The sequence below is a fragment of the Amycolatopsis sp. WAC 01376 genome, from assembly GCF_003947415.1.
In the GTDB taxonomy this organism is placed as follows: domain Bacteria; phylum Actinomycetota; class Actinomycetes; order Mycobacteriales; family Pseudonocardiaceae; genus Amycolatopsis.
The window spans coordinates 938,313-965,023 of record NZ_QHKL01000003.1 but is presented as its reverse complement, the minus strand read 5'-3'; the positions used below and the strand labels follow the sequence as shown (position 1 = coordinate 965,023).

General features: G+C 70.0%; 28 protein-coding genes. 12 read left to right on the top strand and 16 right to left on the bottom strand.

The genetic code is table 11. The features are described 5' to 3' along the window. Positions 1 to 67 precede the first annotated feature (67 nt). The 10 genes from DMH03_RS21360 to DMH03_RS42880 all read right to left on the bottom strand — a co-directional run bounded on the left by DMH03_RS21360 (position 68) and on the right by DMH03_RS42880 (position 11,619). Complete coding sequence (locus tag DMH03_RS21360) at positions 68 to 1,435, bottom strand: replication-associated recombination protein A (RefSeq protein WP_125793728.1); 1,368 nt, start codon at positions 1,433 to 1,435, stop codon at positions 68 to 70. Between the two features lie 43 nt (positions 1,436 to 1,478). Next, positions 1,479 to 2,327, bottom strand: coding sequence for an SGNH/GDSL hydrolase family protein (locus tag DMH03_RS21355; RefSeq protein WP_125793727.1), 849 nt, complete (start codon positions 2,325 to 2,327; stop codon positions 1,479 to 1,481). A gap of 75 nt (positions 2,328 to 2,402) precedes the next feature. Further along, the gene (locus DMH03_RS21350; RefSeq protein WP_125793726.1) at positions 2,403 to 3,590 is read right to left on the bottom strand and encodes a phosphotransferase; all 1,188 of its coding nucleotides are present in this window, start codon (positions 3,588 to 3,590) and stop codon (positions 2,403 to 2,405) included. 79 nt (positions 3,591 to 3,669) lie between these two features. Next, positions 3,670 to 4,611 (bottom strand): DUF389 domain-containing protein, encoded by a 942-nt coding sequence (locus DMH03_RS21345; RefSeq protein WP_125793725.1) that lies wholly within the window; start codon positions 4,609 to 4,611, stop codon positions 3,670 to 3,672. Continuing rightward, on the bottom strand, positions 4,611 to 6,383 hold the full coding sequence (gene aspS / locus DMH03_RS21340) for an aspartate--tRNA ligase (RefSeq protein WP_125793724.1): 1,773 nt from the start codon (positions 6,381 to 6,383) through the stop codon (positions 4,611 to 4,613). Before aspS ends, DMH03_RS21345 begins: the two co-directional genes overlap by 1 nt. A 127-nt stretch (positions 6,384 to 6,510) precedes the next feature. Then, positions 6,511 to 7,086: an organomercurial lyase gene (gene merB / locus DMH03_RS21335; RefSeq protein ID WP_125793723.1), complete on the bottom strand. Its 576-nt coding sequence runs from the start codon at positions 7,084 to 7,086 to the stop codon at positions 6,511 to 6,513. 147 nt (positions 7,087 to 7,233) lie between these two features. Continuing rightward, positions 7,234 to 9,141, bottom strand: a complete 1,908-nt coding sequence (locus DMH03_RS21330; protein WP_199748955.1) for an intein-containing Rv2578c family radical SAM protein — start codon at positions 9,139 to 9,141, stop codon at positions 7,234 to 7,236. Positions 9,142 to 9,272: 131 nt separating this feature from the next. Continuing rightward, on the bottom strand, positions 9,273 to 10,220 hold the full coding sequence (locus DMH03_RS21325; protein ID WP_125793722.1) for a sucrase ferredoxin: 948 nt from the start codon (positions 10,218 to 10,220) through the stop codon (positions 9,273 to 9,275). Between the two features lie 85 nt (positions 10,221 to 10,305). Beyond that, positions 10,306 to 11,487: a cupin domain-containing protein gene (locus DMH03_RS21320; RefSeq protein WP_125793721.1), complete on the bottom strand. Its 1,182-nt coding sequence runs from the start codon at positions 11,485 to 11,487 to the stop codon at positions 10,306 to 10,308. Continuing rightward, the gene (locus DMH03_RS42880) at positions 11,488 to 11,619 is read right to left on the bottom strand and encodes a hypothetical protein (RefSeq protein ID WP_255431246.1); all 132 of its coding nucleotides are present in this window, start codon (positions 11,617 to 11,619) and stop codon (positions 11,488 to 11,490) included. 172 nt (positions 11,620 to 11,791) lie between these two features. On the opposite strand from DMH03_RS42880, the gene crcB (DMH03_RS21315) reads away from it, so the two are divergent. Further along, positions 11,792 to 12,202, top strand: a complete 411-nt coding sequence (gene crcB / locus DMH03_RS21315; RefSeq protein WP_125793720.1) for a fluoride efflux transporter CrcB — start codon at positions 11,792 to 11,794, stop codon at positions 12,200 to 12,202. Then, positions 12,199 to 12,573 (top strand): fluoride efflux transporter CrcB, encoded by a 375-nt coding sequence (gene crcB, locus DMH03_RS21310; RefSeq protein ID WP_125793719.1) that lies wholly within the window; start codon positions 12,199 to 12,201, stop codon positions 12,571 to 12,573. Before crcB (DMH03_RS21315) ends, crcB (DMH03_RS21310) begins: the two co-directional genes overlap by 4 nt. 1 nt (position 12,574) lies before the next feature. Here the strand turns inward: crcB (DMH03_RS21310) and DMH03_RS21305 are convergent, their stop codons facing one another. After that, positions 12,575 to 13,000, bottom strand: a complete 426-nt coding sequence (locus DMH03_RS21305; RefSeq protein ID WP_125780403.1) for a MarR family winged helix-turn-helix transcriptional regulator — start codon at positions 12,998 to 13,000, stop codon at positions 12,575 to 12,577. A gap of 87 nt (positions 13,001 to 13,087) precedes the next feature. Here DMH03_RS21305 and DMH03_RS21300 point away from each other — a divergent pair, with 87 nt between their 5' ends. Further along, positions 13,088 to 14,164: an NAD(P)/FAD-dependent oxidoreductase gene (locus tag DMH03_RS21300; RefSeq protein ID WP_125793718.1), complete on the top strand. Its 1,077-nt coding sequence runs from the start codon at positions 13,088 to 13,090 to the stop codon at positions 14,162 to 14,164. 81 nt (positions 14,165 to 14,245) lie between these two features. Here DMH03_RS21300 and DMH03_RS21295 read toward each other — a convergent pair whose 3' ends face one another. From DMH03_RS21295 to DMH03_RS21285, 3 genes are read right to left on the bottom strand one after another with little or no spacing between them, the layout of a single operon-like run. Next, positions 14,246 to 15,196 carry an LLM class F420-dependent oxidoreductase gene (locus DMH03_RS21295; RefSeq protein WP_125793717.1) on the bottom strand — a complete coding sequence of 317 codons (951 nt, stop codon included), beginning with the start codon at positions 15,194 to 15,196 and terminating at the stop codon, positions 14,246 to 14,248. After that, complete coding sequence (locus DMH03_RS21290; protein ID WP_125793716.1) at positions 15,193 to 17,316, bottom strand: prolyl oligopeptidase family serine peptidase; 2,124 nt, start codon at positions 17,314 to 17,316, stop codon at positions 15,193 to 15,195. Before DMH03_RS21290 ends, DMH03_RS21295 begins: the two co-directional genes overlap by 4 nt. Positions 17,317 to 17,336: 20 nt before the next feature. Continuing rightward, a complete protein-coding gene (locus DMH03_RS21285; RefSeq protein ID WP_125793715.1) occupies positions 17,337 to 18,191 on the bottom strand; it encodes a PPK2 family polyphosphate kinase in 855 nt (284 codons plus the stop codon). 156 nt (positions 18,192 to 18,347) lie between these two features. On the opposite strand from DMH03_RS21285, the gene rocD reads away from it, so the two are divergent. Both rocD and DMH03_RS21275 read left to right on the top strand, forming a co-directional pair. Next, a complete protein-coding gene (gene rocD / locus DMH03_RS21280; protein WP_125793714.1) occupies positions 18,348 to 19,550 on the top strand; it encodes an ornithine--oxo-acid transaminase in 1,203 nt (400 codons plus the stop codon). Positions 19,551 to 19,581: 31 nt separating this feature from the next. Next, the gene (locus DMH03_RS21275) at positions 19,582 to 20,943 is read left to right on the top strand and encodes a DUF2252 domain-containing protein (protein WP_125793713.1); all 1,362 of its coding nucleotides are present in this window, start codon (positions 19,582 to 19,584) and stop codon (positions 20,941 to 20,943) included. A gap of 202 nt (positions 20,944 to 21,145) precedes the next feature. On the opposite strand, the gene DMH03_RS21270 is transcribed toward DMH03_RS21275, so the two are convergent. After that, positions 21,146 to 22,021, bottom strand: a complete 876-nt coding sequence (locus tag DMH03_RS21270; protein WP_125793712.1) for an FAD-dependent oxidoreductase — start codon at positions 22,019 to 22,021, stop codon at positions 21,146 to 21,148. A 69-nt stretch (positions 22,022 to 22,090) separates the two neighbouring features. On the opposite strand from DMH03_RS21270, the gene DMH03_RS21265 reads away from it, so the two are divergent. Further along, the gene (locus DMH03_RS21265) at positions 22,091 to 22,699 is read left to right on the top strand and encodes a phosphatase PAP2 family protein (protein WP_125793711.1); all 609 of its coding nucleotides are present in this window, start codon (positions 22,091 to 22,093) and stop codon (positions 22,697 to 22,699) included. Here DMH03_RS21265 and zapE read toward each other — a convergent pair. Continuing rightward, positions 22,653 to 23,687, bottom strand: coding sequence for a cell division protein ZapE (zapE, locus tag DMH03_RS21260; protein WP_125793710.1), 1,035 nt, complete (start codon positions 23,685 to 23,687; stop codon positions 22,653 to 22,655). The genes DMH03_RS21265 and zapE overlap by 47 nt on opposite strands. Positions 23,688 to 23,785: 98 nt before the next feature. On the opposite strand from zapE, the gene DMH03_RS21255 reads away from it, so the two are divergent. The 6 genes from DMH03_RS21255 to DMH03_RS21230 all read left to right on the top strand — a co-directional run bounded on the left by DMH03_RS21255 (position 23,786) and on the right by DMH03_RS21230 (position 26,623). Further along, complete coding sequence (locus DMH03_RS21255; protein WP_125793709.1) at positions 23,786 to 24,532, top strand: pyrimidine reductase family protein; 747 nt, start codon at positions 23,786 to 23,788, stop codon at positions 24,530 to 24,532. Further along, entirely contained in the window at positions 24,529 to 25,086 is a 558-nt protein-coding gene (locus tag DMH03_RS21250) for an RNA polymerase sigma factor (RefSeq protein ID WP_125793708.1), read from the top strand. Before DMH03_RS21255 ends, DMH03_RS21250 begins: the two co-directional genes overlap by 4 nt. Continuing rightward, the gene (locus DMH03_RS21245) at positions 25,086 to 25,511 is read left to right on the top strand and encodes a hypothetical protein (RefSeq protein ID WP_125793707.1); all 426 of its coding nucleotides are present in this window, start codon (positions 25,086 to 25,088) and stop codon (positions 25,509 to 25,511) included. The genes DMH03_RS21250 and DMH03_RS21245 overlap by 1 nt, the downstream gene beginning before the upstream one ends. A 133-nt stretch (positions 25,512 to 25,644) precedes the next feature. After that, positions 25,645 to 26,094 (top strand): Asp23/Gls24 family envelope stress response protein, encoded by a 450-nt coding sequence (locus DMH03_RS21240; RefSeq protein ID WP_125780378.1) that lies wholly within the window; start codon positions 25,645 to 25,647, stop codon positions 26,092 to 26,094. Continuing rightward, entirely contained in the window at positions 26,091 to 26,270 is a 180-nt protein-coding gene (locus DMH03_RS21235; protein ID WP_199748989.1) for a hypothetical protein, read from the top strand. Before DMH03_RS21240 ends, DMH03_RS21235 begins: the two co-directional genes overlap by 4 nt. Beyond that, the gene (locus tag DMH03_RS21230) at positions 26,267 to 26,623 is read left to right on the top strand and encodes an Asp23/Gls24 family envelope stress response protein (protein WP_125793706.1); all 357 of its coding nucleotides are present in this window, start codon (positions 26,267 to 26,269) and stop codon (positions 26,621 to 26,623) included. Before DMH03_RS21235 ends, DMH03_RS21230 begins: the two co-directional genes overlap by 4 nt. The last annotated feature ends 88 nt before the right edge of the window (positions 26,624 to 26,711 follow it).

The window sequence follows — 26,711 nt, the reverse complement described above, 5'->3', positions numbered from 1 at the left end:
CCATGGGGGATATAGCCCCATGATCAACGAACGTTACCGATCACCTCGGGGTTACGCCGAATGCGGGCTAACGCTCACCCCGGACGGTGCGCCGCAGCTTCGGCACCCGCTCGTACAACGTCCGCTCCGCTCCGTGCTGCGTCGGTTCGTAGTAATCCCGGCCGACCAGTTCGTCCGGTGGATACTGCTGTGCCAGAACGCCTTCCGGCACTTTTTGCGGATGCCGGTAGCCCTTCGCGTTGCCGAGTTTCTCCGCCCCCGCGTAATGCCCGTCCCGCAGATGCGGCGGTACCGTGCCGATCCGCCCGGACCGGACGTCGCTGAGCGCGGCGTCGATGCCGGTGATGACGGCGTTCGACTTCGGCGCCGTCGCCAGGTGCACGGTCGCCTGCGCCAGCGCGAGACGGCCTTCCGGCATCCCGATGAACTGCACCGCGTGCGCCGCCGCGATGGCCGACTGCAATGCCTTCGGATCGGCCATGCCGATGTCCTCGCTCGCGTGCACCACCAGGCGGCGGGCCAGGAATCGCGGGTCCTCCCCCGCTTCGATCATCCGCGCCAGATAGTGCAGCGCGGCGTCCACATCGGACCCTCGGATGGATTTGATGAACGCGCTGATGACGTCGTAGTGCTGATCGCCGTCGCGGTCGTAGCGCACCGCCGCTTTGTCCACTGTGGACTCGACGATGGCGAGGTCGATCGTCTTGGCCTCGGTCGCGCTCGCCGCGTCGGCGGCCGCTTCCAGTGCGGTGAGCGCGCGCCGCGCGTCACCGGACGCCAGCCGCACCAGATGTGCCCGCGCGTCTTCGGTCAGGGTGAGTTCGCCGCCGAGACCGCGTTCGTCGGCCAGCGCGCGGTCGATCAGCGCGACGATGTCGGCGTCGGTCAAGGGCCGCAACTGGAGCACCAGCGACCGCGAAAGCAGCGGCGAGACGACGGAGAACGACGGGTTCTCCGTGGTGGCGGCCACGAGCAGCACCGTCCGGTCTTCGACGGCGCCGAGCAAGGCGTCCTGCTGCGTCTTGGAGAACCGGTGGACCTCGTCGATGAAGAGCACCGTGTTCTCGGCGTTGTAGTTCCGGCGGCGGCGAGCCTCTTCGATGACGCCGCGCACTTCCTTCACCCCGGCCGACAGCGCCGACATCGCGACGAACCGGCGGCCGGTCGCGGCCGAAACGAGGTTCGCCAGCGTGGTCTTGCCCGTCCCCGGCGGGCCGTAGAGCAGCACGGAAGCGGGTGCCGCGCCTTCGACGAGCCGCCGCAGCGGCGCGCCCTCGCGCAGCAGGTGCTGCTGGCCGACGACCTCGTCGAGCGACCGCGGCCGCATCCGGACCGCCAGCGGCGAGCCCGCCGGGACGGCGACGTCCCTCGGCTCGGCCTGCTCCGGCGGCGGCCCGAGATCGGGGTTCACGGTGAAGAGTTCGTCCTGTGCCACGGTGTCGACGGTAGCCGTAGCCACCGACGGTTCCGGCCACAGGTCAGCGCAGCCGCTCCCGGAACGAGTGCCACATGATCACGGCCGCGTACGGCACGAACTCGCGGCCCCGCCGCCACACCCACGGGACACCCTTGAGCACCAGCCAGCCGACGTGCCCGGCGGTGCTCGGTTCGACGCCTCCCGAGCAGGTCAGGCTGACCGGCCGCGGCACCGCGAACCCGGCCTCGGCGAGCCGTTCGGTGAAGCCGGTGGCCAGCATCCGATGCCCCAATTCCGACGGGTGCAGCCGGTCGACGCTCCACGCGGTGAGGTCGTAGGCGCCGGGCAGCAGTTCGAGGTCGAGGCACGGCACGCCCTCGCGCTCGACGACGCCGGCGATGGCGGCGTTCAGTTCGGCCACCCGCTCGCTCAGCGCGCGCCGCAGCGACCCCGGGAGGCGGAACACCTTGCCGTGGTCGTGGTAGCGCACGGGGACCACGGTGGTGCCGACGGCGGCCAGTGAGCGGATCACCTCGGTGAGGTCTGCGGCGATCTTCTCGGCGCTGAAATCGGGACGCAGGGTGTCGTTCATCCCCGCCACCACCAGCGCGACGTCCGGCCGGTGCGCCACGGCCGCGGGGAGCTGCTCCGTCAGCACGCATCCCATACGCGCTCCGGTGAACGACGGGTTCAGGTAGCCGTCCGGCTCGACGCCCAGCGCCTCGGCGACGAGCGGGCCGACCCCGCGCCACCCGCCTCGGTTCGGCAGCGGGTCGCCGAGGCCCACGGCCGTGGAATCGCCGAGCACGACCAGTCTGCGAGCGGACCGCGGTACGGCCGGGGCAGGAGGAAGGAGAGGTTCGGGACTCGGAGTGACTTCGACACTGATCACGGTCACGGTAGCCACCATCGGCCACGCAGACTCACCAGCGGTGATGCCTGGGTAACGCGATGAGGACGGTCGAGCGAAAAGTCCGTGCGGCGGCTACCGGAACGCCGGGTAGAAGGCGAGGTCCGCGTGCGGCCCCAGCCTGGCCCCGAGCGCCGCGGCGACCCTGGTGGCGTGTTCGGAGATGTCCGTGAGGCGGGCACGCAGCGATTGCTTGGCCAGTTCCCGCCACCAGGTGACCAGTGCGGCCTCCCGGCTGATCGGTGTGGCGTGCCGCTCCAAATCCAGCTCCGGAAGGATCTCCCAGGTGATGACCCACAGCAGGAGCAGCTGACCGTCCATCAGGTGGTCGGCCAGCGCGTCCTCGTCCGCGAGCCCCGGCCAGACCGAGACGACCTCGGACCGCCAGGCCGCGATCATCGCCTCGCTCATCCCCGGCGGCAGCGCCAGCGCGTCCGCGCTCGACGCGAACGGGAGCCGCAGGTACGCCACGTCCATCAGGGTGCTGCGCACCCGGCCGCGTTCGAAATCGAGGAATCGCACCCCGTCGCTGGTCACGAGGTTGTTGTCCGGGCTGAGATCGACCGGGCTGAACGCGCGATAGGACGGTGAGCCCGCCCGCTCGGCGACCTCCATGACCCGCCGTTGCACCGGCTCCGGGGTCTCGACGTCGAGCAGTTCCTCGAGCAGCCCCGGCAGTTGCGCGCAGACCGCGGGCAGCGGCGCGTCCTCGTTCTTGACGGGGCCGCCGAGACGGCGCAGCAGCGCGTTGAAATCGGGTTCGCGGCTGGCCGTGCTCGCGTGCAGCCTGCCCAGCGACCGCGCCCAGGACAGCAGCGCGCGCTCGGCGCCGCGAGCGTCACGGGCGTGGAGCTTGTCGTGCAGCGTCGGGACGCCGCCGAGGTCCTCGATCACCAGGACGCGGTACCGGCCGTCGTGCGCCAGCAGTTCCGGGCAGATCCGGTCCTCCGGCGCGAGCGCGGTGAACAGCTGGTAGCTGACCGCCTCCTGCGCGAACGGATCCGGCCGTCCCGGTTCGGGTGGATCGGGGTAGTGCTTGATGACCAGCGTGCGCGGCAGCCCGAACGGTGAAGTCGCCACTCGTGCCCGCACGACCGTCGCCGGACCGCTGCCGTCCAGGTCTTCCGGGGCTACGAGAGTGATCGCGCTGCCGAAGCGGCGCGAAAGGACCGACTCGCCGGCAGCGACCGCCGCTGCGACGGCGAGGGTTTCGGCTCCAGCTCCGACGGTCGAATCGTCGGCAGAGGAGGTATCGACTGTCATTGCCACCGACCCTACTCGTGACTGAGCAACCATGACCACTGAGATCCGGGCAATCGCGCGCACTGGCGCGATCTGGGACTCATCCGCGTGAAAGCGGACGTTCCGTCACCCTCGATCGTTGCCCACGACGGCGCAATGTCAGCACAATGGCCGCAGCTGCAACGATTCCGATGAGATTGACCAGCAGCTGACCGGCCGAATAAAGGCACCGTTCCCACTGACCGGCAACCGCCGCGACCACCGCGTAACCCGCCGCGGGAACCGTCGTCACCGAGATGAACACACCCACGAGCGCGGCGGATTTGGCCGAAGTCATGGAAAGCATCCCGGCCGCACCGGCGAGCAGCGCGACGATGAGCGACGCGATTCCCACCTGGTAAACGAAATCCACCTCGTGGTTGTCGGCGAGTTTGCTCACTTCGAGCACTCCGGTGGCGTTGCCCACCAGAACCACACCGAGGGTGACCACCATCGCGATCGGGAAGCCGCCTAGCAGCGCGATGGCGCCCTGCTTCACGAGATCTCCCCGCCGGAGCACCAACCCGACGGAGATGGCCGCGAGCGGGCCGAATTCCGGCCCCACGACCATGGCGCCGACGATGGTGACCGACGAGTTGGTGAGCACCCCGACCGACGCCAGCACGCAAGCGATGGTCAGGAACGCCTGAAACGTCCAGGTGAGCCGGGACTCTTCGCCGGAGCGGCCGACGAGTTCCTGCCACACGACAGCGTCCGCGCCTTCGCCCGGCGCGGCTTCCTCGGCCTTGTCGGCGGCGTCGGACACCGCGGTGTCCAGCGCTTCCAGCGTGATGCCGCCGGTGTGGTCGAGATCGAGTCCGCACAGCGACTCGATGATCTGGTCGGTCGCCTCGCGGGCGATGTCCGCTTCGATCAGGTCGCCCTCGGGCGCGACCGCCACCCCGTGATGCACGACGAGGTGCGCGGTCCCGGCGTGTGCCCGCAGGATCCGGATCGCTTCCTCGGTCCGGTCCGGCGGGCACACGGCCCTGAGGTGGAGCATCAGTTCTTGACGGGCGGCGCGGGCTTGGCGTCGATGCCCGCTTCCTTGCGCTGCTCCGCCGTGATCGGCGCGGGAGCGGCGGTCAGCGGGTCGAACCCGCCACCGGTCTTCGGGAACGCGATCACGTCACGCAGCGACTCGGCCTTGGCCAGCAGCATGACGATCCGGTCCCAGCCGAACGCGATCCCGCCGTGCGGCGGCGGGCCGAAGGCGAAGGCGTCGAGCAGGAAGCCGAACTTCTCCTGCGCCTCCTCCTCGCCGAGGCCCATCAGTTCGAAGACCTGCTTCTGCAGTTCCTGCTGGTGGATACGGATCGAGCCGCCGCCGATCTCGTTGCCGTTGCAGACGATGTCGTAGGCGTAGGCCAGCGCGTTGCCGGGGTCGTCGGCGAGTTTGCCGATCCACTCCGGGGTCGGCGAAGTGAAGGCGTGGTGCAGTGCCTTCCACTTGCCGCCGCCGACGGCGACGTCGTCGGACTCCTCGGCCGAGATGAACATCGGGAAGTCGACGACCCAGACGAACGACCAGGCGTTCTCGTCGATCAGGCCGAGACGGCTGCCGATCTCCAGGCGGGTGGCGCCCAGCAGCGCCCGCGCGTCGGCGGCCTTGCCCGCGGCGAAGAAGACGCAGTCGCCGGGCTTGGCGCCGACGGCTTCGGCGACCGTCTCGCGCTCCTTCTCCGACAGGTTCTTCGCGACCGGGCCGCCGAGCGTGCCGTCCTCGTTCACCAGGATGTACGCGAGCCCGCGGTGACCGCGCTGCTTGGCGAAGTCCTGCCAGGCGTCGAGGGTGCGGCGCGGCTGGTCGGCCCCGCCCGCCATCACGACGGCGCCGACGTACGGCGCCTGGAACACGCGGAACGGGGTGTCGGCGAAGAACGCCGTCATGTCGGTGAGCTCGAGGTCGAAGCGCAGGTCCGGCTTGTCCGAACCGTACTTTTCCATCGCCTCGGCGTAGGAGATGCGCCGGAACGGCCGGGGGATCTCGGCGCCGATCAGCTTCCACAGCGCCGTCACGATGTCCTCGCCGAGGGCGATGACGTCGTCCTGCTCGACGAAGCTCATCTCGATGTCGAGCTGGGTGAACTCCGGCTGCCGGTCGGCGCGGAAGTCCTCGTCCCGGTAGCAGCGCGCGATCTGGTAGTACCGCTCGAGCCCGCCGACCATCAACAGCTGCTTGAACAGCTGCGGCGACTGCGGAAGCGCGTACCAGGAACCGGGCTTGAGCCGGGCCGGGACCACGAAGTCGCGGGCGCCCTCGGGGGTGGAGCGGGTCATGGTCGGGGTCTCGACCTCGACGAACTCCTGCGCGTGCAGCACCTCGCGGGCGGCGCGGTTGACCTCGCTGCGCAGGCGCATCGCGGCCGCGGGGCCGCTGCGGCGCAGGTCGAGGTAGCGGTGCTTGAGGCGCACCTCCTCGCCGACGTCGACCCGCTCGTCGATCGGGAACGGCAGCACGGCGGCCTCGGACAGCACCTCGAGCTCGGTGACCAGCACCTCGATCTCACCGGTGGGGATCTCGGCGTTGGCGTTGCCCTCGGGGCGCTTCGAGACCTCGCCGACGACGCGGACGCAGTATTCGGAGCGCAGCTGGTGGGCGCGCTCGGCCATTTCGCCTTCGCGGAAGACGATCTGGCTCACGCCGCTGGCATCGCGCAGATCGATGAAGATGACGCCGCCGTGATCGCGCCGCCGAGCCACCCATCCGGTGAGGGTGACCGTCTGACCGGCGTGCTCGGCACGCAAGGTGCCGGCTTTGTGGGTGCGAAGCACTGCGGGTGCTCTCCTTCGGCATCACGATTCTGCGATTCGACGGCGCTGCGGTTCGACTGCTCTGCGCCGACGTCAAAGGCTAACGAATCACCCCGGATGCCTCGCGACCAGGTACAAGCCCGGTGGCTCAGAGGCTCGGCCAGGACTCCAGCGCCGCGACCATCCGCCGGGTGTGCGCCAGATAGTCGCGGACGGACAGGACCCGGCCGTCGATGTTCTCCAGCAGCCAGCCCGAGGCCGCCTCCTTTGACGCGAAGAACTGCGTGCAGACCAGCGCCTCGACGTAGTCCTGGCCGAGCGCGAGGTCGATCCCGGACAGCCGCGACGCGGCGACGACGGCATGCGGCGGATCGACGCTCAAGACCCTCTCGCGGGTGAAGTGGACGCGGACCCGTGCTCCGGTCGCCGGGCAGACCGAATCCGCGTGCACCGGTTCACCGGTGGCGACGGCCAGCAGGAACAGGTCGACCCGATACCGGTCGGAGCCCGCGCGCTCGGCCGGGCGCGAGCCGCGGTCCATCACGACCAGGCCGTCACGGATGACGAAACCCATCAGATCCATCAGGCGGTGGGCTTCGTCCGGGGCCATGCCGACGGTGGCGGCGAGTCTGCCGATGGCGATGGGGTGTCTGCCCGCTCTGGTCAGCTTGGTCGCGGCCCAGGCGATGCGGACAGCGGCGGTGCGATCCGTACGGGTGGTCAACAGGCACCTCCTCGCCTTCGTCCCATTGAGATTAATCACGAAAAGGTTTTCCGCCAAGTCACTGCGCCGAACGGCCGAATCCGTTGCGCGGTAAGAAAATGTGCGGACTTTCGGTCACGAGGGGCGAAAGTGGCGTGCGATGCCGCCCTACAGCAATTTGAGCTGCTCCGCCGCCGGGATCACCACCTCTCCCGAACGCTGCACAGGCATCGTCACCTGCATGCGGTCCCCGTCGTCCGCACGGGAACCGAAGCCGTGACGGCGCAGCAGTGGGCCGACGCGGGTGCCCAGCCGCTCCCGATAGGACTTCGGCAGGTAGGCACCGCGGGCGTACAGCTCGCGGTATTTCGGCACCAGCTCCGGATGTTCCCTGCCGAGCCAGCGCGCGAACCATTCCCGCGCGCCCGGCCGCAGGTGCAGCGGGAGGACGGTGACCCGCGTGGCGCCGGCCTCGGCCAGCCGCGAGAACAAGGCGTCGAGCGCCTCCACCGAATCGGTCAGGTACGGCAGCACGGGGGCGACCAGCACCGAACACGGGAGCCCGGCGTCCCGCGCCTTGCGGATCAGGTCGAGCCTCGCCCGCGGGCTCGGCGTCCCCGGTTCCAGCCGGTGTTGCAGGTCCTCGTCGAGCAGCGCCAGTGAGATCGCCAGCCCGGCGGGCACGTCCTTCGACACCGACTCCAGCAACGGCAGATCCCTGGCCAGCACCGTGCCCTTGGTCAGGATGGACAGTGGCGTACCCGAATCGGCCAGTGCGGTGATGATGCGCGGCATCAGCTTGTACCGGCCTTCGGCGCGCTGATAGGGATCGGTGTTCGTGCCCATCGCGACATGCTCGCGGGTCCAGCTCGGCCGCCGCAGTTGCGCGGCCAGTACCTCGGGCGCGTTGACCTTCACGATCACCTGCGTGTCGAAATCGCGTCCGGCGTCGAAGTCCAGGTACGTGTGGGTGTTCCGGGCGAAGCAGTTGTGCGTGACCATGCCGTCGGCGATGAAGTCGCCGGTGCCGGTGGTGATGTCGAACAGCGGCAGCTCGATGCCCAGCGGTTCGATGGACGTCACCTTCCGCCTGGTCCGGCCGATGACGAGGCCGTCCAGCGACCGCTTCCAGCCGACGGCCGGATCGGAGAGGTGGAGGAACCGCACCTCCTCCGACGGCCCGCCGAGGAGCTGCACCGTCCACAGCGGACTGAACTTGGCGTTTTCGGTTTTGACGTAACGGAAGCCGAAGTTGTCGAGAGCGGCGCAGAAGGTCGAGACGATGTCCTGCTCGTCGTGGGTGACGCGCAGCGCGCCGTGCCGGTAACTCCCGGAGAGATCGAACAACCCGGCCAGGAAGCCGCGCCGCCAATGGGAATCCGGCGAAGGCGGCACCTGCACGAAACCGACCGACGCGCCGAAATCGGGCAGATACCTCAGCGCGCGGTCCGCGGCGTCCTTCTCGGCCGAGAACCCGCCGGAGCGCAACATCCCGCACAGGTACCCGGCGCGATAGCCGAGGGTGTCGTCCGGGGTGCGGGCGAGTTTCCCGACGCCGACGAGCTCGGTGCCACCGACCAGATGCGGCCGCTGTGCCGCGCCGAACCGGGTGCCGGTGACGTGTTTCCAGCCGCGGCCGGTCAGGAACCGGTGGTCGCCACTGGCCACGATGGACGTTCCGTCTTCGAGGGTCAGGCGGTACGCCGGTTTCAGCGTCGACCAGTGCGCGAGCACCTCCGTGGGCACCAGCCGCCGCCCAGCGCCGCGCCCGCGCGTCCCGTAGATCGCGTCACCGGGCGCCAGGTCCGCCAGCGCCTTCGTCCGGCCGTCGGCCATCAGGACCGGCGTCCCGCCCTCGAGGCAGTACGTGCACGCGTGAGCACAACCGCGGTACGGGTTCACCGTCCATCCGAACGGGACACCCGACCCCTCGGGAACCTTGTTCAGCACGGATTTGGCGTGCACCTCGTGAAAGGTGACGCCGTCGAACTCGGGCGTGCGCACCGAGCGCAGCAACCCGTCCAATCCGGGCAGCACCGGCTCGCCGCCGTCCGCCCGCTGTCGATCCCATCGCACCCGGCCAGTCGAACACATGTTCTAGACAGGTGTCAAACAGATGTTCGAACGCGGGTGATCTTCGCAGCGTTTAGTCCTCTGGATGCGGTAGTTGCGCGCGCAACTACCGCATCCAGAGGACTAGACGCGAGTCAGAGCTTCGTGATCTCCTCGGTCACGTACCCGGCGGGCTGGATCAGCCCCGCGCACCGGCTCTCCCCGCGCGGCGTCGCCGACCGGCGGCGCACCGTCACCGAGTAGAAGTCCTGGCCGCCGCGCACGGTGACCACCCGCGCGTCGGATTCGAGCAGCGGCTCCTCCTGGACGGCGAGCACGTCGTCCAGGCCTGGCAGGTCCAGCTGCCGCCGGAGCGCGATCTCCGCGAACTGCGCCCACGCCGTCCGGGCGGACGTGCGGCCACGAAGCTGCTCCGGCTCGACCTGACCGCGAAGGGCTGCCTTGGCGACCAGCGCCGCTTCGGCCGGGTTGAGCTGGCCGTGCAGGAAACCGTCGGGGACCACCAGGAGATTGCCCGCCCAGCGGTCACCGCCGACGTGGCTGACCTCCCAGGCCCTGCCTGGGTGATTGGTGTTGAGCGTCGAGGCCAGCGGGCGGCCGAGCACCGCGCAGCACATGTCCTTGGTGCCGTGCGTGCAGACCAGGAACAGCGGCCCGTCCACTCGGGTGCCGAGCCCGCCGACGCGGGCCGCGACCGCTTCGAGGTCCAGCTCGGCCAGTTCACGCAGGTCGCGGATCTCCAGCCGCTCCAGCCAGCGGTTTCCCGGTTCGCCTCCGCCGACGTAGACGGCACGAGGGCTGTCCGGGTCGCGACGATGTTTGCCGGGGCGCCGGATCAGCAGCGGACGGAGCCCGTGGGACCGTCTCAAGTTCTCGAGCAGCTCGCGGCGCTCGGCGGGGAATGCCTCGTCGAGGACGTTTTCCAGCGCGTCCGCCGGCCAGGGGCCCGGCTGCTCGATGAGCAGCCAGCAGCGCATGTCCGCCGCGGTGCCGGCGGGGTTCGCGCCCAGCATGCGCGCGACGGTGGCGCAGCCCGGCAAAGCGGCGGGCGGCGCTGGAGTGTCCGAGAGCTGAGCGGTCATCGGCCGACCGCTCCGGACTTCACCTTAGGCATGCCTTAGCTTACCCCGCCCGGCCTCCCTTCACACTTCTCGTCCCCTGTGACTTTCAGCCGATCGAGAGGAGCCCCTGCGTGGTGAGCTCGCCGAGGAAGGTCCGCACGGTCCCTCGATCGAGTTCGGACAGTTCGGCGAGTCGCTTGACCGCCTGCGGCGTGCCGTCGAGCAGCGCTTTCAGCAGCGGGGCCGCGGCGCCCGCGAAGACGAACCGTTTGCCGTCCGCGAGCAGGGTCACCCGGCCGTCACCTTCTTCGAGCACCGCCCGCGGGACGAGGAAGCGGACCTCGGTCTCGTCGCCGTCGGGCAACAGCCCGGAGGTCGCCGCCCACGGCAGCCCGACCCGCGGATGCGCCGGGGCCGACGAGTCGCGCTCGGTGAGGAACCTGTCGAGGACGCCGGCGGTCAGCGTGGCTTCCAGTTCCGCGCGCAATGCGGCGGCACGGGCCGCCCGCTCCTCCTCCGTCCCGAACCTCGGGAGGTCCTGACGGAACACGGTGCTCGCCCGGAGCTTGTCGGCGAGCCAGGACACCAGGTCGATCCCGGTGGCCGGGCTGAAACCGAGCGTGAGATGCAGTGACATCTCCCCCACCGCGGTGACGTCGTGCCAGTGCCCGCGCGGGACATAGAGGACGCCGCCGTCTTCGAGGATGAAGTCGTCGATCGGCTCACCGGGCCGGTCGGGCTGTTCGACGTCGCGGTGCAGCGGAGCGGGCCTGGTCGGGCCGTGCATCCGCCAGCGTTTGCGGCCGGCGACCTGGATGATGAACGCGTCGTGGTCGTCCCAGTGCACGTCGAAGCCGTGGGTGACGCCCCAGCCCGCGTACAGGTTGACCTGGACGCTCTCACGGAGGTCGTGTTCGAGCCCCCTGGCGAGGTCGCCGATCGGGTCGCTGAGTTCCTGGATGGCGTCGAGCACCATCGTCGCGCCGCCGCGGAGCTGTTCGGTGAACGGAGCGGCTCGCAGCCGCGGGACGGTGCCACTGCGGCGGGTGGGGACGAGATCGGTGTAGCTCTCCATGGGCACCGGGGTGCCGTCGAGCGCGAGGCGCAGCCTCGGGAATTCGAGGCGATGCTGCCGGAGGATCGCGTTCAGCGCCGGCCACGGCAGCAGGTCGGCGAACCGGCCTGCGCGGCCTTCGAAACGGCGATAGGTCTCGCCCTGGACGTCTTGGAAGAACTGGCTGACCCCGAGCGGAGCCACGAGGTCAGCCAGCGTCGGCGTTTCGGGCACTCAGCCGTCGTTGCCGTCGTTGTCGGCGGCCGCGCCGTTGGCCTTCCCGCGGTCGACCGCGGTCGGGATCATTTCGACCTCCAGCAGCAAACCACTGTCGGGAGCCTGCGTACCTGACTGTTCCTGTGCCATCCTGCCACCTTTTTCTCAGACGAGCGGACGGACCGAAAATCGGTCTGGAGCGCCACCGAGCCTACGACACGTGTCGAGAAAATTCACTGTCCAGAAGGGAAAAACGGCCTGCCGAGCGATCTTCGACACCGCGGCGCGAGTTCACCCGGACAGCGGTTCTAAGCTGCCATCCATGGCTGATGCGGCATCCGTTCCCCGCCCGCGATGGGACGTGCTCGCGGCCGTCGGCGCGGGTGGCGCGCTGGGCAGCCTCGCCCGCTACGGGCTGTCGCTCGCGATCCCCCATTCCCGGGGCCAATTCGCGCTTTCCACCTTCGCCATCAACGTTTCCGGCTGTCTGCTGATCGGTGTCCTGATGGCGTCGCTGACCGCGGCGGAAGACCCGCACCGGCTGCTGCGCCCCTTCCTCGGGATCGGGATCCTGGGCGGTTACACCACGTTTTCGACGTACGCGACGGACACACTCGATCTTGTGACGAACGGGCGTCCGTTCACCGGGTTGGCGTACGCGTCCGGCACGGTGGCGGCCGCTTTGGTAGCGGTCTACGCCGGGCACGAAATCACTCGCGCGGTGAAGAAGTGACCGTTCTCTTCGTCGCGCTCGGCGGTGGTTTCGGTGCGATCGTCCGTTTCCTGACCGATCTCCGGCTGCGGGCGTGGCGAGGTACCGCCTTCCCGTGGGGCACGCTGGCGGTCAACATCGTGGGCTCGTCGGTCCTCGGGGTCCTCACCGGCTGGGCACTGCACGGCGGGCAGCCGGACGGGATCCGCTCACTGGTGGCCGTCGGCTTCTGCGGCGGGCTCACCACTTTTTCGACCTTCGGCTACGAAACGCTGCGCCTCTTCACCGAGAAGGCGCGCCCGCGGGCCGTGCTGAACGTCGGCGTCACCATGGTCGCCGGGATCGGCGCCGCGGCGGCGGGACTCCTGCTCGCCGGCGCGATCTGGACCTGAATCAGTCTTCGGGCGCCATCCGCCACACGGCCGCCGCGACCGCCTCACGCTGTTCGGCCGGGAGATCGGCCGCCATCTCCTCCAGTTTCTCGACGACACCCTCGTGCGCGGCGTTCGCGAGCCGGAGGCCCTCTTCCGTCAGCGTGATCTTCAGCGCGCGGCGATCACCGGAATCCGCGACCCGTTCGACGAGCGACCGCCGCTGCACCCGATCCACCAGGCCGGTGACACTGGACTTCTCCAGGTTCAGCATCTTGCCGAGGTCGGTCATCCCGACACCCGACTCCCCCTGTGCCAGCACGCAGAGCAGTTGCGCCTGCTGCGGTGTGAGGTCGTGCGACCGGCCGACGTCGATGAAAGCCCGCTGCACCAGATGCGAAAGCCGCACCAGCGCCGTCGCGAATCCGAGGTCTTCGGCCGTGGTCATGACCGGAGTCTACTTGACGATCGTTCGGAGTACGAACTACTGTAGTTCGCAGTACGAACATTACGCACTACGAACTAGGGGGATCTCATGACCACGACCGTGGCCGTCATCGGCGGGGGATACGGCGGCACCACCGTCGCCAAAGAGCTCGACTCGTTCGCCGACGTCGTTCTCGTCGAACCGCGCGAGGATTTCGTCCACCACGTCGCCGCGTTGCGCGGGCTCGTCGATCCCGAGTGGACGGATCGGCTCTTCTACCCGTACGCCCGGCTTCTCGAACGGGGACGAGTGCTCCGCGACCGCGCGGTGAGCGTCGACCAGGACGGTGTCACGCTCGCGTCCGGCGAGCGGCTCACCCCGGACTACGTCGTGCTGGCGACCGGTTCGGCGTACCCGTTCCCGGCGAAGATCGATTTCCACGACAGCGCGTCGGCGAAGGCGAAGATCCGTGCCACGCGGGAGGAACTCGTGGGCACGGACAAGGTGCTGCTGCTCGGCGCGGGCCCGGTGGGCCTCGAACTGGCGGGTGAGATCAAGGCGGTGTGGCCGGACAAGGCCGTGACGATCGTCGACCCGGCGAAGGAGATCCTGCCCGGCTTCCCGGAGGAGTTCCGCGCGGAGATCCGCCGTCAGCTCGACGATCTGGGCGTCGAACTCCTGCTCGGCACTTCGCTGACCGAGCCCCCGGTCTCGGAACCGGGGCAGGCCAAGACGTTCACCTCGGGACTCACCGGCGGCGGCGAAGTGACCGCCGACCTGTGGTTCCAGTGCTACGGCGGCGCTCCGCACACCGCATACCTCTCCGGCGAACTGGCGGCCGCGAGGCAAGCGAACGGGCAGGTGGACGTGGCGCCTGACCTGCGGCTTCCGGGACAGCCGCGGGTCTTCGCGCTCGGCGACATCACCGCGCTGCCGGAAGGGAAGCTGGCGAAGGTGGCGGGCGACCACGCGGAGGTCGTCGTGGCCAACATCCGGGCGCTGATCGAAGGCGGCGAACTGCGGACCCACACTCCGGGCGGGCCGATGATCTCGCTACCGCTCGGACCTTCCGGGGGCGCGACCTACGCCGAGGAAGCCGGGGTGCTGGACGCGGCGACGACCTCGGAGATCAAGGGGTCGCACATGATGGTGTCCAGGTACGACGAGCTGTTCAACGTCGTCTGAGCCCTCGCACGCGCGCTATGAACGGTCCGTTACTTGCAAATTTTGCAAGTAACGGACCGTTCATAGCGGCCGGTGGACCGGTCAGCGCGGAGCCAGACCCCGCACCTGAGCGAAGGGATCCTCCCCCGTCGGCAGCAGCGCGATGATCGGCGTCGTCAGCCCGTTGTCCACATAGGACTGCACCTGCTCGCGGCAGGAGTCGAGGCTGCCGTGGACGATCAGGTCGTCGACGACCTCGTCCGGGATTACCTGGTTCGCCTTCTGCCGGTCGCCGGAGGCCCACGCCTCGTGCATCGGCGCGAGCGCGTCGCCGCGGCCGAGCCATTCGTGGAACGCCGCGTACACGGGCACGGTCAGGTAGCTCGAGATGAGCATCCGGCCGAGGCCGCGTGCGGCGGCCTTGTCCTCGGTGGGGCACACGAAGATCCGCGCGGCCAGTTCGGTGTCCGGACCGATCTCGGCCCGCACCTTCGGCACGTCGGAGGCGGCGAGCCAGTTGGTGATGGCGCCGTCGGCTTCCTTCGCGGCCAGCCGCAGCATCCCCGGCCGCAGCGCGGCGAGCATGATCGACGGCGGCGGGTCCGCGGGCCGCTCCAGCCGGAACTTGCCGACGGAGAAGGTCTCGTACTCCTCGGTGACCTTCTCCCCCGCCAGCGCCGACCGCAGGAACCGCAGGGTGTCCCGGGAGCGCGCGAACGGGGCCTCGAACTCGGCGGCGTTCCAGTTCTTCACGATCACCGGCGACGACGCGCCGATGCCGAGCACGAACCGGCCGGGCGCCAGTTCCGCGACGGTCGCCGCGCTCATCGCCAGCAGCCCGGGTCCGCGCGTGTACACCGGCACGATCGCGGTGCCCAGCCGCAGCTGTGGCGCCCACTGCGAGGCCAGCACCAGCGGGGTGAAGGCGTCGTTGCCCGCCGTCTCGGCCGACCACGCGTCGGTGTAGCCGAGGTCCGGCAGCTCCTGCACCAGCTCCTTGTGCGCCGCGAGCGGCACCCCGGTCAGCGGAATGGTGATGCCCCACCGTTTCATGCGTTCTCCTCGCTCTTGACCGCGGCACCGGACAGCTCACGCACGATCCAGTCCACCTGCGTGCGCATCAGGTTCTCCGCGACCTCTTCGGCTTGCGGCGTCATATGCGTCGCGCCGGCCAGCGGCAGGAACACGTGCGCGCGTCCCTTGGCGAGCAAGGCCGACGACAGGCGCAACGAGTGGGCCACGAAAACGTTGTCGTCGGCCAGTCCGTGCACGATCAGCAGCGCCCGCGAAAGGTCGCCGGCGCCGGCGATCAGCGAGTTGTGTTCGTACGCGGCCGTTTCCTCCTGCGGAAGCCCGAGATAACGCTCTGTGTAATGCGTGTCGTACAACGACCAATCGGTCACCGGCGCACCCGCGACACCGGCGTGGAACACGTCGGGACGGCGCAGCACGGCCAGCGCGGACAGGTAGCCGCCGTAGGACCAGCCGCGGATCGCGACCCGTTCCAGATCCAGCTCCGGATGGAGCGCGGCCGCCGCGTGCAGGGCGTCGACCTGGTCGGCCAGGGTGACGTCGGCGAGTTTGCCCGCGATCTCCTTTTCCCACGCGGAACCCCGGCCTGGCGTCCCGCGCCCGTCGGCGACCAGCACCGCGAACCCCTGGTCCGCGAACCACTGCGGGGTCAGGAAGGCGTTGCGGGTCTGCAGGACACGCTGGGCGTGCGGGCCGCCGTACGGGTCGAGCAGCACCGGGAGCTTGCCTTCGCTCTCCTCGTATCCGGTCGGCAGCACGAGCGCGGCACGCAGGCCCCGCTCCCCCAGCGTCAGCCAGGTCAGGTTCGGCACGACGTCCGGGTCGACGGTGTAGGAACCGATACGCGCCACCGTCTTCTCACCGGAGACGACGGTCACCACCGGGCCGCTGCGCTCCAGGCTCCACGACGAGAGCACGGTCAGCGAGGTGTTCCCGGAGCCGACGTGCACACCGTCCTCAGTGGACAGACGGCGGAGCTCGCCGCCTTCGGTGCGGAAGACGTGGATCTGCGTGGGATCGGCCTCCGACGCGCTGAACAGCACCTCGTCACCGACGTGCAGGATCGACCGCACCTGCAATCCGGGCGGGGTGACCGCGACCCCGTCGATGACGAGCCGGTGGTCGCCGTCGGCGGCACTCTCCCGGACCAGACGGCCATCGGTGGTCCACGCCGGGACGCCCGCCGCGAGCTCGACCCAGTGCTCGTCGGTCTCGGTGTGCAGGACCTCGACCGAGCCGTCCGCCGGGTCGACCGCCTGGATCTCGAGCTTCCGCTGGTCACGCGACTGCACGGACAGCAGCGGCTTACCTGCCGCCGACCAGTGCACCGCGGCGAGGTACTCCCAGTCGGTCTTCGCGACGTCGACTCGCGAGCCGTCGAGCCCGAGGATCGCCAGCGTCACGTCCGCGTTCGTGGTGCCCGCCGCCGGGTACGCGACGACGTTGGCCGGCGACTGCGGATTGGCCGGATCGGCGATCGTCCAGCGCGGCACGTTCGCGCGATCGGAGCGTTCGGCCAGCAGGCTCTTCCCGTCCGGAGCCCACCAGTAGCCGCGGGTGCGGTCCATCTCCTCGGCCGCGATGAACTCCGCGAGCCCCCACGCGATGTCCTCGCCGTCTTCGCTGTCTTCACCGCCGAGCACGCGATCCTCACCGGTGGCGCGGTCGATCACCCGCAGCCGCCGGTCCCGGACGTAGGCGACCCGGGTGCCGTCCGGGCTGGGCCGCGGGTCGACGACCGAACCCTCGACCAGCACCGCCACCGCGCCGGTGGCCAGGTCGAGGGTGTGGAGCTTGCCCGAAAGCGAGAACGCGACGACGGTGAAGGCGTCGTCGACCGCGTAGCCGACCACGCCGCCTCCGGTCTCCCGGCTGCGCTCGCGGCGGGCACGCTCCTCGGGCGGCAGGTCCTCTTCACCGGGCAGCAGTTCGGCGGCGTCGACCAGCTTCGTTTCCTCACCCGACGCGACGTCGAACGACCACAGGCTGTGCCGGGGGTCGGTACCGGACTCGGACCGCAGGAACAGGATGCGGGAACCGTCCGGGGCGACCTTGAACTCTTTCGGCGCGCCGAGGGTGAAGCGCTGAGTACGGGCCTGGCGGCGGAGGAACGGGAGATCTTCGAGGCTGGTGTCGGTCACTTCCGCACTCTCTCAGACGCTCAGCCCGGTACGCCAACGCCTTCCAGCTTCTCGATCTCCGTCTCGGGATCGAAGTCGGCCGGAGGGAACTTCGGGTCCATCTCCTCGATCGTCTCGATCAGCAGCCGCGCGACCAGCCAGTTGCGGTACCACTTACGGTTCGCCGGGACGGCGTACCAGGGCGCGGCCGCCGTGGAGGTCTTGGCGAAGATGTCGGCGTAGGCCTTCTGGTAGTCGTTCCACTGGGCACGCGCGTCGAGATCGGCGGGGTTGTACTTCCACCACTTCTCCGGGGTCTCCAACCTCGCCTTGAGCCGCTTCAGCTGCTCCTCCGGCGAGATGTCGAGGAAGATCTTCACGATCTTCGTGCCCGCCTCGGTCAGCTCCTGCTCGAACTCGTTGATCTCGGCGTAGCGCTTGCGCCATTCCGCGGCGGGCACCAGCTTCTGCACGCGCGGGACCAGGATGTCCTCGTAGTGCGAACGGTCGAAGACGCCGACCTGCCCCGGCACGGGGAGCTGTTTGCGGATCCGCCACAGATAGTGATGACGCCGCTCGGTCGCGGTCGGCTTCTTGAACCCCGCGTACCGCACGCCCATCGGGTTGACCAGGCCGAGGACGTGGCCGACCGTGCCGCCCTTGCCGGAGGTGTCCATCCCCTGCAACACCAGCAGGACGCTGCGGTTCCCCCCGCCGACGCCCTCCGCGTAGAGGGCCTCCTGCAGGTTGGCGAGCTTGCCGCCGGCGTCGGCGAGGTCTTTCAGCCCCTTGGGCTTCTTGTGCGGCCCGATCGGGAACGAGCCCGGATCGTGCCGCTCGGTCCCCTTGCCGATCCGCAGCGTGTCCCGGACGGAGACGGTGTCCTTTTTCGCCATCCGGCGACGATAACCGCGGTCCGGATCCCGCGCCTGCGGTGATCGAGTACGCCGATGCACGATTTCACCACCCGAAGGAGTCGATACGCAACGAACAACGGGTCAAAGCAACGTTTCCCGGATGAAAGCAGACGGATGGGCATCTAACCTGAACGCATGACGACCGCCGACTTCATCGCGCTCGACGAGCAGTGGAGCACGCACAACTACCACCCCCTGCCCGTGGTGATCGCCACCGCCGAGGGCGCTTCGGTCACCGACGTCGAGGGCAAGACCTACCTCGACTTCCTCTCCGGCTATTCCGCGCTGAACTTCGGGCATCGCCACCCCGGGCTCATCGCCGCCGCGGTCGAACAGTTCGGCCGGGTGACGCTGACCTCCCGCGCCTTCCACCACGACCAGCTCGGGCTGTTCTGCAAGGAGCTCGCCGAGCTGACCGGCACCGAGATGGCCCTGCCGATGAACTCCGGCGCCGAAGCCGTCGAGTCCGCGGTGAAGATCGCCAGGAAGTGGGCGTACCGCGTCAAGGGTGTCCCCGACGGGACCGCGGAGATCGTCGTCGCCGGCTCCAACTTCCACGGCCGGACGACGACCATCGTGTCCTTCTCCACCGACGAGACCGCGCGCGCCGACTTCGGCCCGTTCACCCCCGGCTTCGTCACGGTCAAGTACGGCGACGCCGAAGCGCTGCGCGACGCCATCACCGAACGCACCGCCGCGATCCTGCTGGAACCGGTGCAGGGCGAGGCGGGCGTGATCGTGCCGCCCGCCGGCTACTTCGCCGAGGCGCGGCGGCTGTGCGACGAGCACAACGTCCTGCTGATCGCCGACGAGATCCAGTCCGGTCTCGCCCGCACCGGCACCGTCCTCGCGCTCGACCACGAAGGCGTCCGCGCCGACATCTACACCTTGGGCAAGGCGCTCGGCGGCGGCATCATGCCGGTGTCGGCCGTGGTCGGCGGCAAGGACGTGCTCGGCGTGCTGCGACCGGGTGAACACGGCTCCACCTTCGGCGGGAACCCGGTCGCCTGTGCGGTCGGACGGGCCGTGGTCGGGTTGCTGAAGACCGGCGAGTTCCAGGAGCGCTCGCGGGAACTGGGCGCCCACCTGCACTCGCGGCTCGGCGAACTGGTCGGCAACGGGCTCGCCGAGGTCCGCGGGCGCGGGCTCTGGGCGGGGATCGACATCGCGCCCGGCGGGCCGACCGGCCGGGAGGCGTCCACCGCGCTGGCCGAACGCGGCGTGCTGTGCAAGGAGACCCACGACCACACGCTGCGGATCGCGCCGCCGCTGGTGATCACACGCGAGGAACTCGACCGCGGTATCGACGCCATCACGGAGGTCGTCAGGACCCGGTGAACCTTTCGGGCGGGCTGTACGTTGCCTGTCCATGGGAGACGAGCGGGAGTGGGTGGAACGGCCGCTGGTCGGCACCGAGACGGTGTCGCCGGAGGACTGGTTCGCCAGGGGCAAGGCGCTGCGGACCGAGGCGCCGACGTCCGCGCACGATCACGCGGCGGCGGGTGAGGGCCGGCCGAGCGTGGCGGAGTTCTTCGCGCGAACCAACGAAGGCCGTCTGCCGGAACTGGTGGAACTGCGGCGCGAGCGCATGCTCGCGTCGCCGTTCACCTTCTACCGCGGCACCGCCGGTCTGATGGCCGCGGATCTGGCGGGGTCGCCGTCGTCGGGGCTGACGGCGCAGCTCTGCGGGGACGCGCACGCCGCGAACTTCGGGCTGTACGGCACGCCAGAAGGCCAGATCGTCATGGACATCAACGACTTCGACGAATCCGTGCCGGGCCCGTGGGAGTGGGACCTCAAGCGGCTCGCCGCGAGTCTCGTCCTGGCCGGACGCGAAGGCGGCATCGGCGAATCAGGCTGCCGTGAGGCCGCCGAAGACGCGGTGAAGTCGTACCGGCGCACCATCCGGGGCCTGGCGGAACTGCCGTTCCTGCGCTCGTGGAACGCGCTGCCGGACGCGTCGGTGCTGAGCGAGGTCAAGGCGCACGACCTGATCGACGACTTCGAGGAAGCGGCCGAGAAGGCGCGGAAGAACACCAGCGCCAAGGTCACCGCGAAATGGACCCGGCGGATCGACGACCACGAGACCGGCCTCGAACGGCACCGGTTCGTCGAGGACCCGCCGGTGCTCACGCACGTCGACGACGCGACGGCGGAAGCGGTCGTCACCGGTTTGGTGTCCTATGTGGACACCCTGCGCGAGTCGCGGCGGACGCTGATCTCGCGGTACCGGGTGTCCGATGTGGCCTTCCGGGTGGTCGGCACCGGCAGCGTCGGGCTGCGCAGCTACGTCGCACTGCTACATGGAAACTCGGGCGAAGACCTTGTACTGCAAGTGAAACAGGCCAGCCCGTCGACACTGGCGCCGTATCTCGGGCTGGCTTCGCCGGAGCACGAGGGCCGGCGGATCGTCGAGGGCGCGCGGCTCGTGCAGGCCGAGACCGACATCCTGCTCGGCTGGACCACCATCGACGGCGTGCCGTACATCGTGCGGCAGTTCCGGAACCTCAAGGGCGACATCGATCCGGCGGAACTGAAGAAGGACCACCTCGACGACTACGGCCGCCTGGCGGGCGCGTTGCTGGCGCGGGCGCACGCGCGGTCACTGCATCCGCGGATGCTGGCGGGGTACTTCGAGGACGACGAAGACCTAGACGAGGCCATCGGAGCTTACGCCGTGCGCTACGCGGATCAGACCGAAGCGGACTTCACCGCCTTCGCCGCCCTCTGACCCGCCCGCATTTGGACGGGGACCGTGAGTGGCAAGTGTCGTTCTAACGCTCGTTACCACTCACGATCCCCCGCAATGCGCTCCAACGGACCCCCATTTTCTCTGGCTGTGACGAGCCCTCCGCCACCCCTTGACCAGCGAGTAGACGACTTTGCCGGGCCCGACTTGGCCCAACGCGTTTAGTCCTCTGAATGCGGGGTCGTCACACCAGGGCCAGCACGTCGTCCGCGCATCCCCAGGCCACCGTGATCCCGGCGCCCCCGTGCCCGTAGCAGTGCACGACACGCCTTTCCCGCTCCAGCCGGACCTCGGGCCGGAAGGGACGCAGCCCCACTTTCGCGCCCAGCACGGGCGCGTCGGCCAGCGCGGGCACGAGTTCGCGGCACCGCCGCACGATGTCGGCGGTCACCCCGGGATCGGGTTCGACGGAGTCGCGCCCCGGTTCCTGCGTGCCGCCGCAGACGACGTGCCGTCCGTGCGGGATCACGTGCCGCAGCACCGGGGTGGCCCCGTCGACGATCCATTCGGTCAGCCCCGGATCGGCGAGATGGACGACCTGGCCGCCGACCGGCACCACGGTGCCGTCCCCCGCCAGCCGCCCGCCGCCTAGCCCGGCCGCGTTCACCACGAGCTCCGCGTCGAGGTCGTCCAGTCGCGTGACGGTGCGGCGTTCGGTGCGCGCGCCCAGCGCGGCGACCTCGCCGGCGAGCCAGGCGAGATACACCGGGGTGTCGACCACCGCGGTCGTGAAGGTGAGCCGCCCGGGTTCGTGGTCGAGGCCGGGCATCGAGAACGCCCACGACGGCACCGGCGCCTCGCGCGGGACGAGGTAGGTCCCCCGGATCATGCGGATCCCGGGCGCACCGAGCGAGCGGTACTCCTCCACGCTCGCCGCGGTCCAGCGATCGACCCGGCCGGAGTTCGCCGCCAACGGCGGGAAGAGCACGCCACCGGCGACCGCCGACGTCGTCTCGCCCGGGCCGGCGTCGGTGAGCACCGTGACGTCGTGCCCGGCCCGGGCCAGCCGGTGCGCGCAGCTCAGCCCGATCACGCCGCCACCGACCACACTGATCCGCATCGAAACCCCCTTCGTCCTCGCGAGCCGTCCCTGCATGGTGACTGATCACCTGTCACGTAATCTCGCCGGATGAGCGGAAGAGCGCCGTACGGGCTGGTCGCGGTCACCTGCGCGGTGATCATGGTCGTGCTCGGGATGCTGGTCTCGGGCGAAGGCCTTTCCGGCCCCGACGAGCTCGCCGTCAAATGGGTGGAGCGCACCTTCGGCCGCGACACCGGCCTTCTCCGGTTACTGGTGCTGCCGACCGAGGCCTACGTCCTCATCCCGGTCGCGGTCCTCGCCGCCGTGCTCTGCCTGATCGGCGGGCGACGGCTCGAAGCGGTGCTGACCATCGTGGGCCCGCTCGTCGCGATCCTCGCGAACACCTGGGTGCTCAAACCGCTCTTCGACCGCTGGAAGTACACCTACCTCGCCTACCCGAGCGGGCATACCGTCGCGCTGGTCGCGGTGCTGACCGTGCTCGTCCTGCTCGCCCGCCCCGGGGTCGCGACGGCCGTCATCGCGGTCGTGGGCGCGGTGGTGCTCGGCGGGGTCACGATCGGCATGATCGGCCTCGGCTACCACTACCTGACCGACGTCGTGGGCGGCACGCTGTTCGCCGTCGCGACCGTCTGCGCGACGTGGATGCTGCTCACCTGGGCTGCACGGCGTCGCGCGCCAGTGCCGTCAGACGGCTGACGGCACGCAGGTACTTCTTGCGGTAGCCGCCGTTCACCATCTCCTCGGTGAACAGGTCCGGCACCGGTTCGCCCGAAACCACCAGCGGGATCGCGCGGTCGTAGAGCCGGTCGGCGAAGGCGACCAGCCTAAGTCCGACGTTCTGGTCGGGAACCGGGTGGATGTCGCGCAGGTGCACCCGGGTCACGCCGTCGAGAAGCCTGCCGTAGCGCGAAGGATGCAACCCGCCGAGGTGTTCGCACAACGCGTCGAAATCGTCCACAGTGGACTCGGGATGTGTGGCGGCGGAGGCTTCCAGCTCCGCCGCGGTCGCGGGCGGCGGCGCGTCCGGCAGGCCGCGGTGGCGGTAGTCCGGGCCGTCGACCCGGCAGACGCCGAACCGGGCGGACAGCGACTGGATCTCGCGCAGGAAGTCCGCCGCGGCGAACCGGCCCTCGCCGAGTTTGTCCGGCAGCGTGTTGGAGGTCGCCGCCACGAAGACACCCGCCGAGATGAGCTCCTGCAGCAGCCGGGTGACGAGCATGGTGTCGCCGGGGTCGTCGAGTTCGAACTCGTCGATCGCCAGGAACCGGTGTTCGGAGAGCCGCCGCACCGCCTCGGCGAAACCCAGGGCGCCGACGAGGTGGGTCAGCTCCACGAAGGTCCCGTACGCCTTGGGCGACGGCGTCTCGTGCCACGTCGAGGCGAGCAGGTGCGTCTTGCCGACGCCGAAACCACCGTCGAGATAGAGCCCCCTCGGTCCGGACGGCGCCTCGTCCCCGCCGCCGAACAACGCGCGCAGCTTCGACTTCGGCTTCCGGTTCGACGCCTCCGCCACGCGCTTCGCGAACTCGCCACAGGTGACGACGGCCTCGGCCTGGCTCGGCTCGTCCGGATTGGGCACGTAGGTGGAGAACCGGACCGCGTCGAACCGGGGCGGCGGGACGATCGCGGTGATCAGCTCGTCGGCGGACAGCTCCGGACGGCGATCGATCAGGCGGGCGGGCATTCGCCGAGGGTAACGGCACCGGCGTCGGCCGTTCACCCTCCCTGACCGGGCGTATCCCCCGCTCAGCGGTGCCGTCGGACGCGTGCTGGGATGTCGGTGTGCAGCTTTTGTGGCCAACGACACCGGCGGAACCCGTCTCCGACGCCGACCTCGAGCGGCTCTACGGGTACCCGGAAGGCCTGACCCGTTCCTGGGTCCAGGTCAACTTCGTCAGCTCCGCCGACGGCGCGGCGGCGGTCGACGAGCTGTCCGAGGGCCTTTCGCACCCCGCGGACAAGCGGATCTTCCTGCTGGGGCGGCTGCTTTCCGACGTGATCCTGGTCGGTGCCGGCACGGCACGCGCCGAGGGCTACCGCGGTGCGCGCGTCAGTCCCGAACGCGCGGCCCGCCGGGTCTCGCTCGGGCTGTCCGAGGTCCCGCCGATCGCGGTGGTGACCCGTTCCGGTGAACTCGACCCCGCGGGCCCGTTGTTCACCGACACCAAGGTCCCGCCGATCGTCATCACCACCGAGAAGGCGCCGCGCGGCGCGCTGGAGCGGGCGGGGGCCGAGGTACTCGTCGCGGGAGTCGAGGACGTCGACCTCCACCGGGCGCTCGACCTGCTGGGTGAGCGCGGGCTGCGCCGCGTCGACTGCGAGGGCGGGCCGACGCTGTTCGCCGACCTGATCGCGGCCGACCTCGTCGACCAGTTGTGCCTGACCGTCGCCCCGCTGCTGGCGGGCGCGGGCGAAAGCCGGATCGCCCACGGCCGTCCCGCCCCGGAACCGCGCCGGATGGACCTCGCGTCCGCGCTCTTCGAAGACGGCTTCACCATGCTGCGCTATCGCCGCCGGGAGAGCGGGTGAACGAGGCCGCGCCGGTTCCGGACGAAGAACTGGTGGCCCGGGCCGCCGCCGGGGACCACGATGCCTTCGACACCCTGGTCCGGCGGCATACGGCCAGGATGTACCGCGTGGCGCTGCGGATCACCGGCAGCGCGTCGGAAGCCGAGGACGTCGTCCAGGAGGCCTGGCTCTCCGCGTGGCGTGCGCTGCCCCGGTTCCGGTTCGAGTCCGCGGTGTCCACCTGGCTCTACCGGGTGACGACGAACGGCGCGCTCGGGCAGGTCCGGCGGCGGAAACCGACCGTGCCGCTCGACGAGGGCGACGCGGGTGTCGTGCCTGGTCCGGAGGGTCAGGTGGTGAGCGCCGAGCAGGTCGGCAGGGTGCTGCGCGCGATCGCCGAACTGGACGTCGGCCAGCGGATCCCGCTGATTCTGCGAGAATTCGAGGGGATGACCTACGACGAGGTGGCCGAGGTTCTGGAAGTCAGCGTGCCCGCTTTGCGCGCCCGCCTGCACCGCGCCAGGGTCGCGCTGCTGGCGAAACTCGGTGACAACTTCCGACCCGGGGAACGGTGATGAGCGAGGATCCGCGCGACGACCCCCGGTGGGAGCAGGTACGCGCCGCCGCGAGCCGTCCGGTGCCGACGCCGCCGGGACTCGTCGAACGGGTGCTCCGCTCGGTCGGCGGCGTCCGCGGCAAGCACACCACCGCCCCGCTCGACCTGCCTTCGGCGGGCGGCAAGACCCAGGTGTCGGAACGGGCGCTGGTGCTGATGACCAGGAAGGTCGCCGCCGAGATCGGCCGTGACCTCGGCGGGGTCCACGTTTCGGCCGTCGCGCTCGAAGAGGACGTGCTGCAGGTGCTGGTCACCATCCGGTTCGGCGTCGAAGCGACGGTCGCGGACGTCCTGCGCCGCCGGGTCGGCGCGGCACTGACCGGCCAGCTCGGGTCGCCACCGCCCGCGATCAACGTCCACGTCGTCGACGTGCACCCCGACTGAATCCCGGCACTGATTACCCCATTCGGGGGACATCGCGTGACGGCTCGGCATGCGCGCGTGTCCAGGTCGGTGAGAGCGTAGGGAGCGCCGCGCGCGCAGGTCGCGCGGCACAGGCCGAGAAGGAGCGAACTTCATGGCGCAGCCGAGCGCGAGCAAGCCCGACACCCTGGTCACGGGGTCGTCCCTCAACGAGGAAGGAGCCGCCGGCAAGACCACGATCTCGTCGGTGGTGGTGCAGAAGGTGGCGGGGCTCGCCACCCGCGAGGTGACCGGGATCCACGCGCTCGGCGGCGGGGTCTCGCGGGCCTTCGGCGCGATCCGTGAGCGCATCCCCGGTTCCGGCACGGTCACCACGTCCGGTGTCTCGGTCGAGGTCGGCGAGAAGCAGGCGGCGATCGATCTCGACGTGGTCGTCGAGTACGGCGCGCGCATCGTCGACGTCGCGCGGGCGGTGCGCCGCAACGTGATCGGCCAGGTCGAGCAGATCACCGGCCTCGAGGTGATCGAGGTCAACATCGCGGTCAACGACATCCACCTGCCCGACGAGAACGGCGGCGAGACCGAGACCTCGCGGGTCGAATGATGAACGGGACCCAGACCGGCCTGCTCGCCGGCCTCATCCTCGGCCTCTCCGCGACCCAGGGCTTCACCGCGTTCCTGGTGACGCTGGCCGTCGGCGTCATCGGCCTCGTCCTCGGCCGCGTGCTCGACGGCGAACTCGACCTCGGCGACCTGTTCGGCCGGGGCCGCGACAAATGACCGTCCCGCCCGAACCGGAGGATCGCGGCACCCTCACCATCGCGCCCGCCGTGGTCCGCAAGATCGCGCAGCACGCCGCGGACCAGGTCGACGGGACCACCCGCGCCGAGCGGCGGATCGCCGGGCTCGGGCTGGGGACCCACGGCGCGAGCGCGAAGGTCGGCGGTGAGGGCAACGACGTCGACCTCGTGCTGGACGTGGCTTTGCACTATCCGGCGCCGGTGCGGCGGATCGTCGGCGATCTGCGCGCCAGGGTCACCGAGGAGGTCGAGCGGATCACCTCGTACCAGGTCCGGGACGTCTCGGTGACGGTCTCCGCGCTCCTGCCCGACATCGCGCCCCGCGTCCGCTAGAAGCCGGTTCGGCGGAGCTGAGATGTATTCCCGGAAGGCGACCATACGCGTGAACCTGCCCGGCCGAAGGCCCCGCTATCGCGGTGGC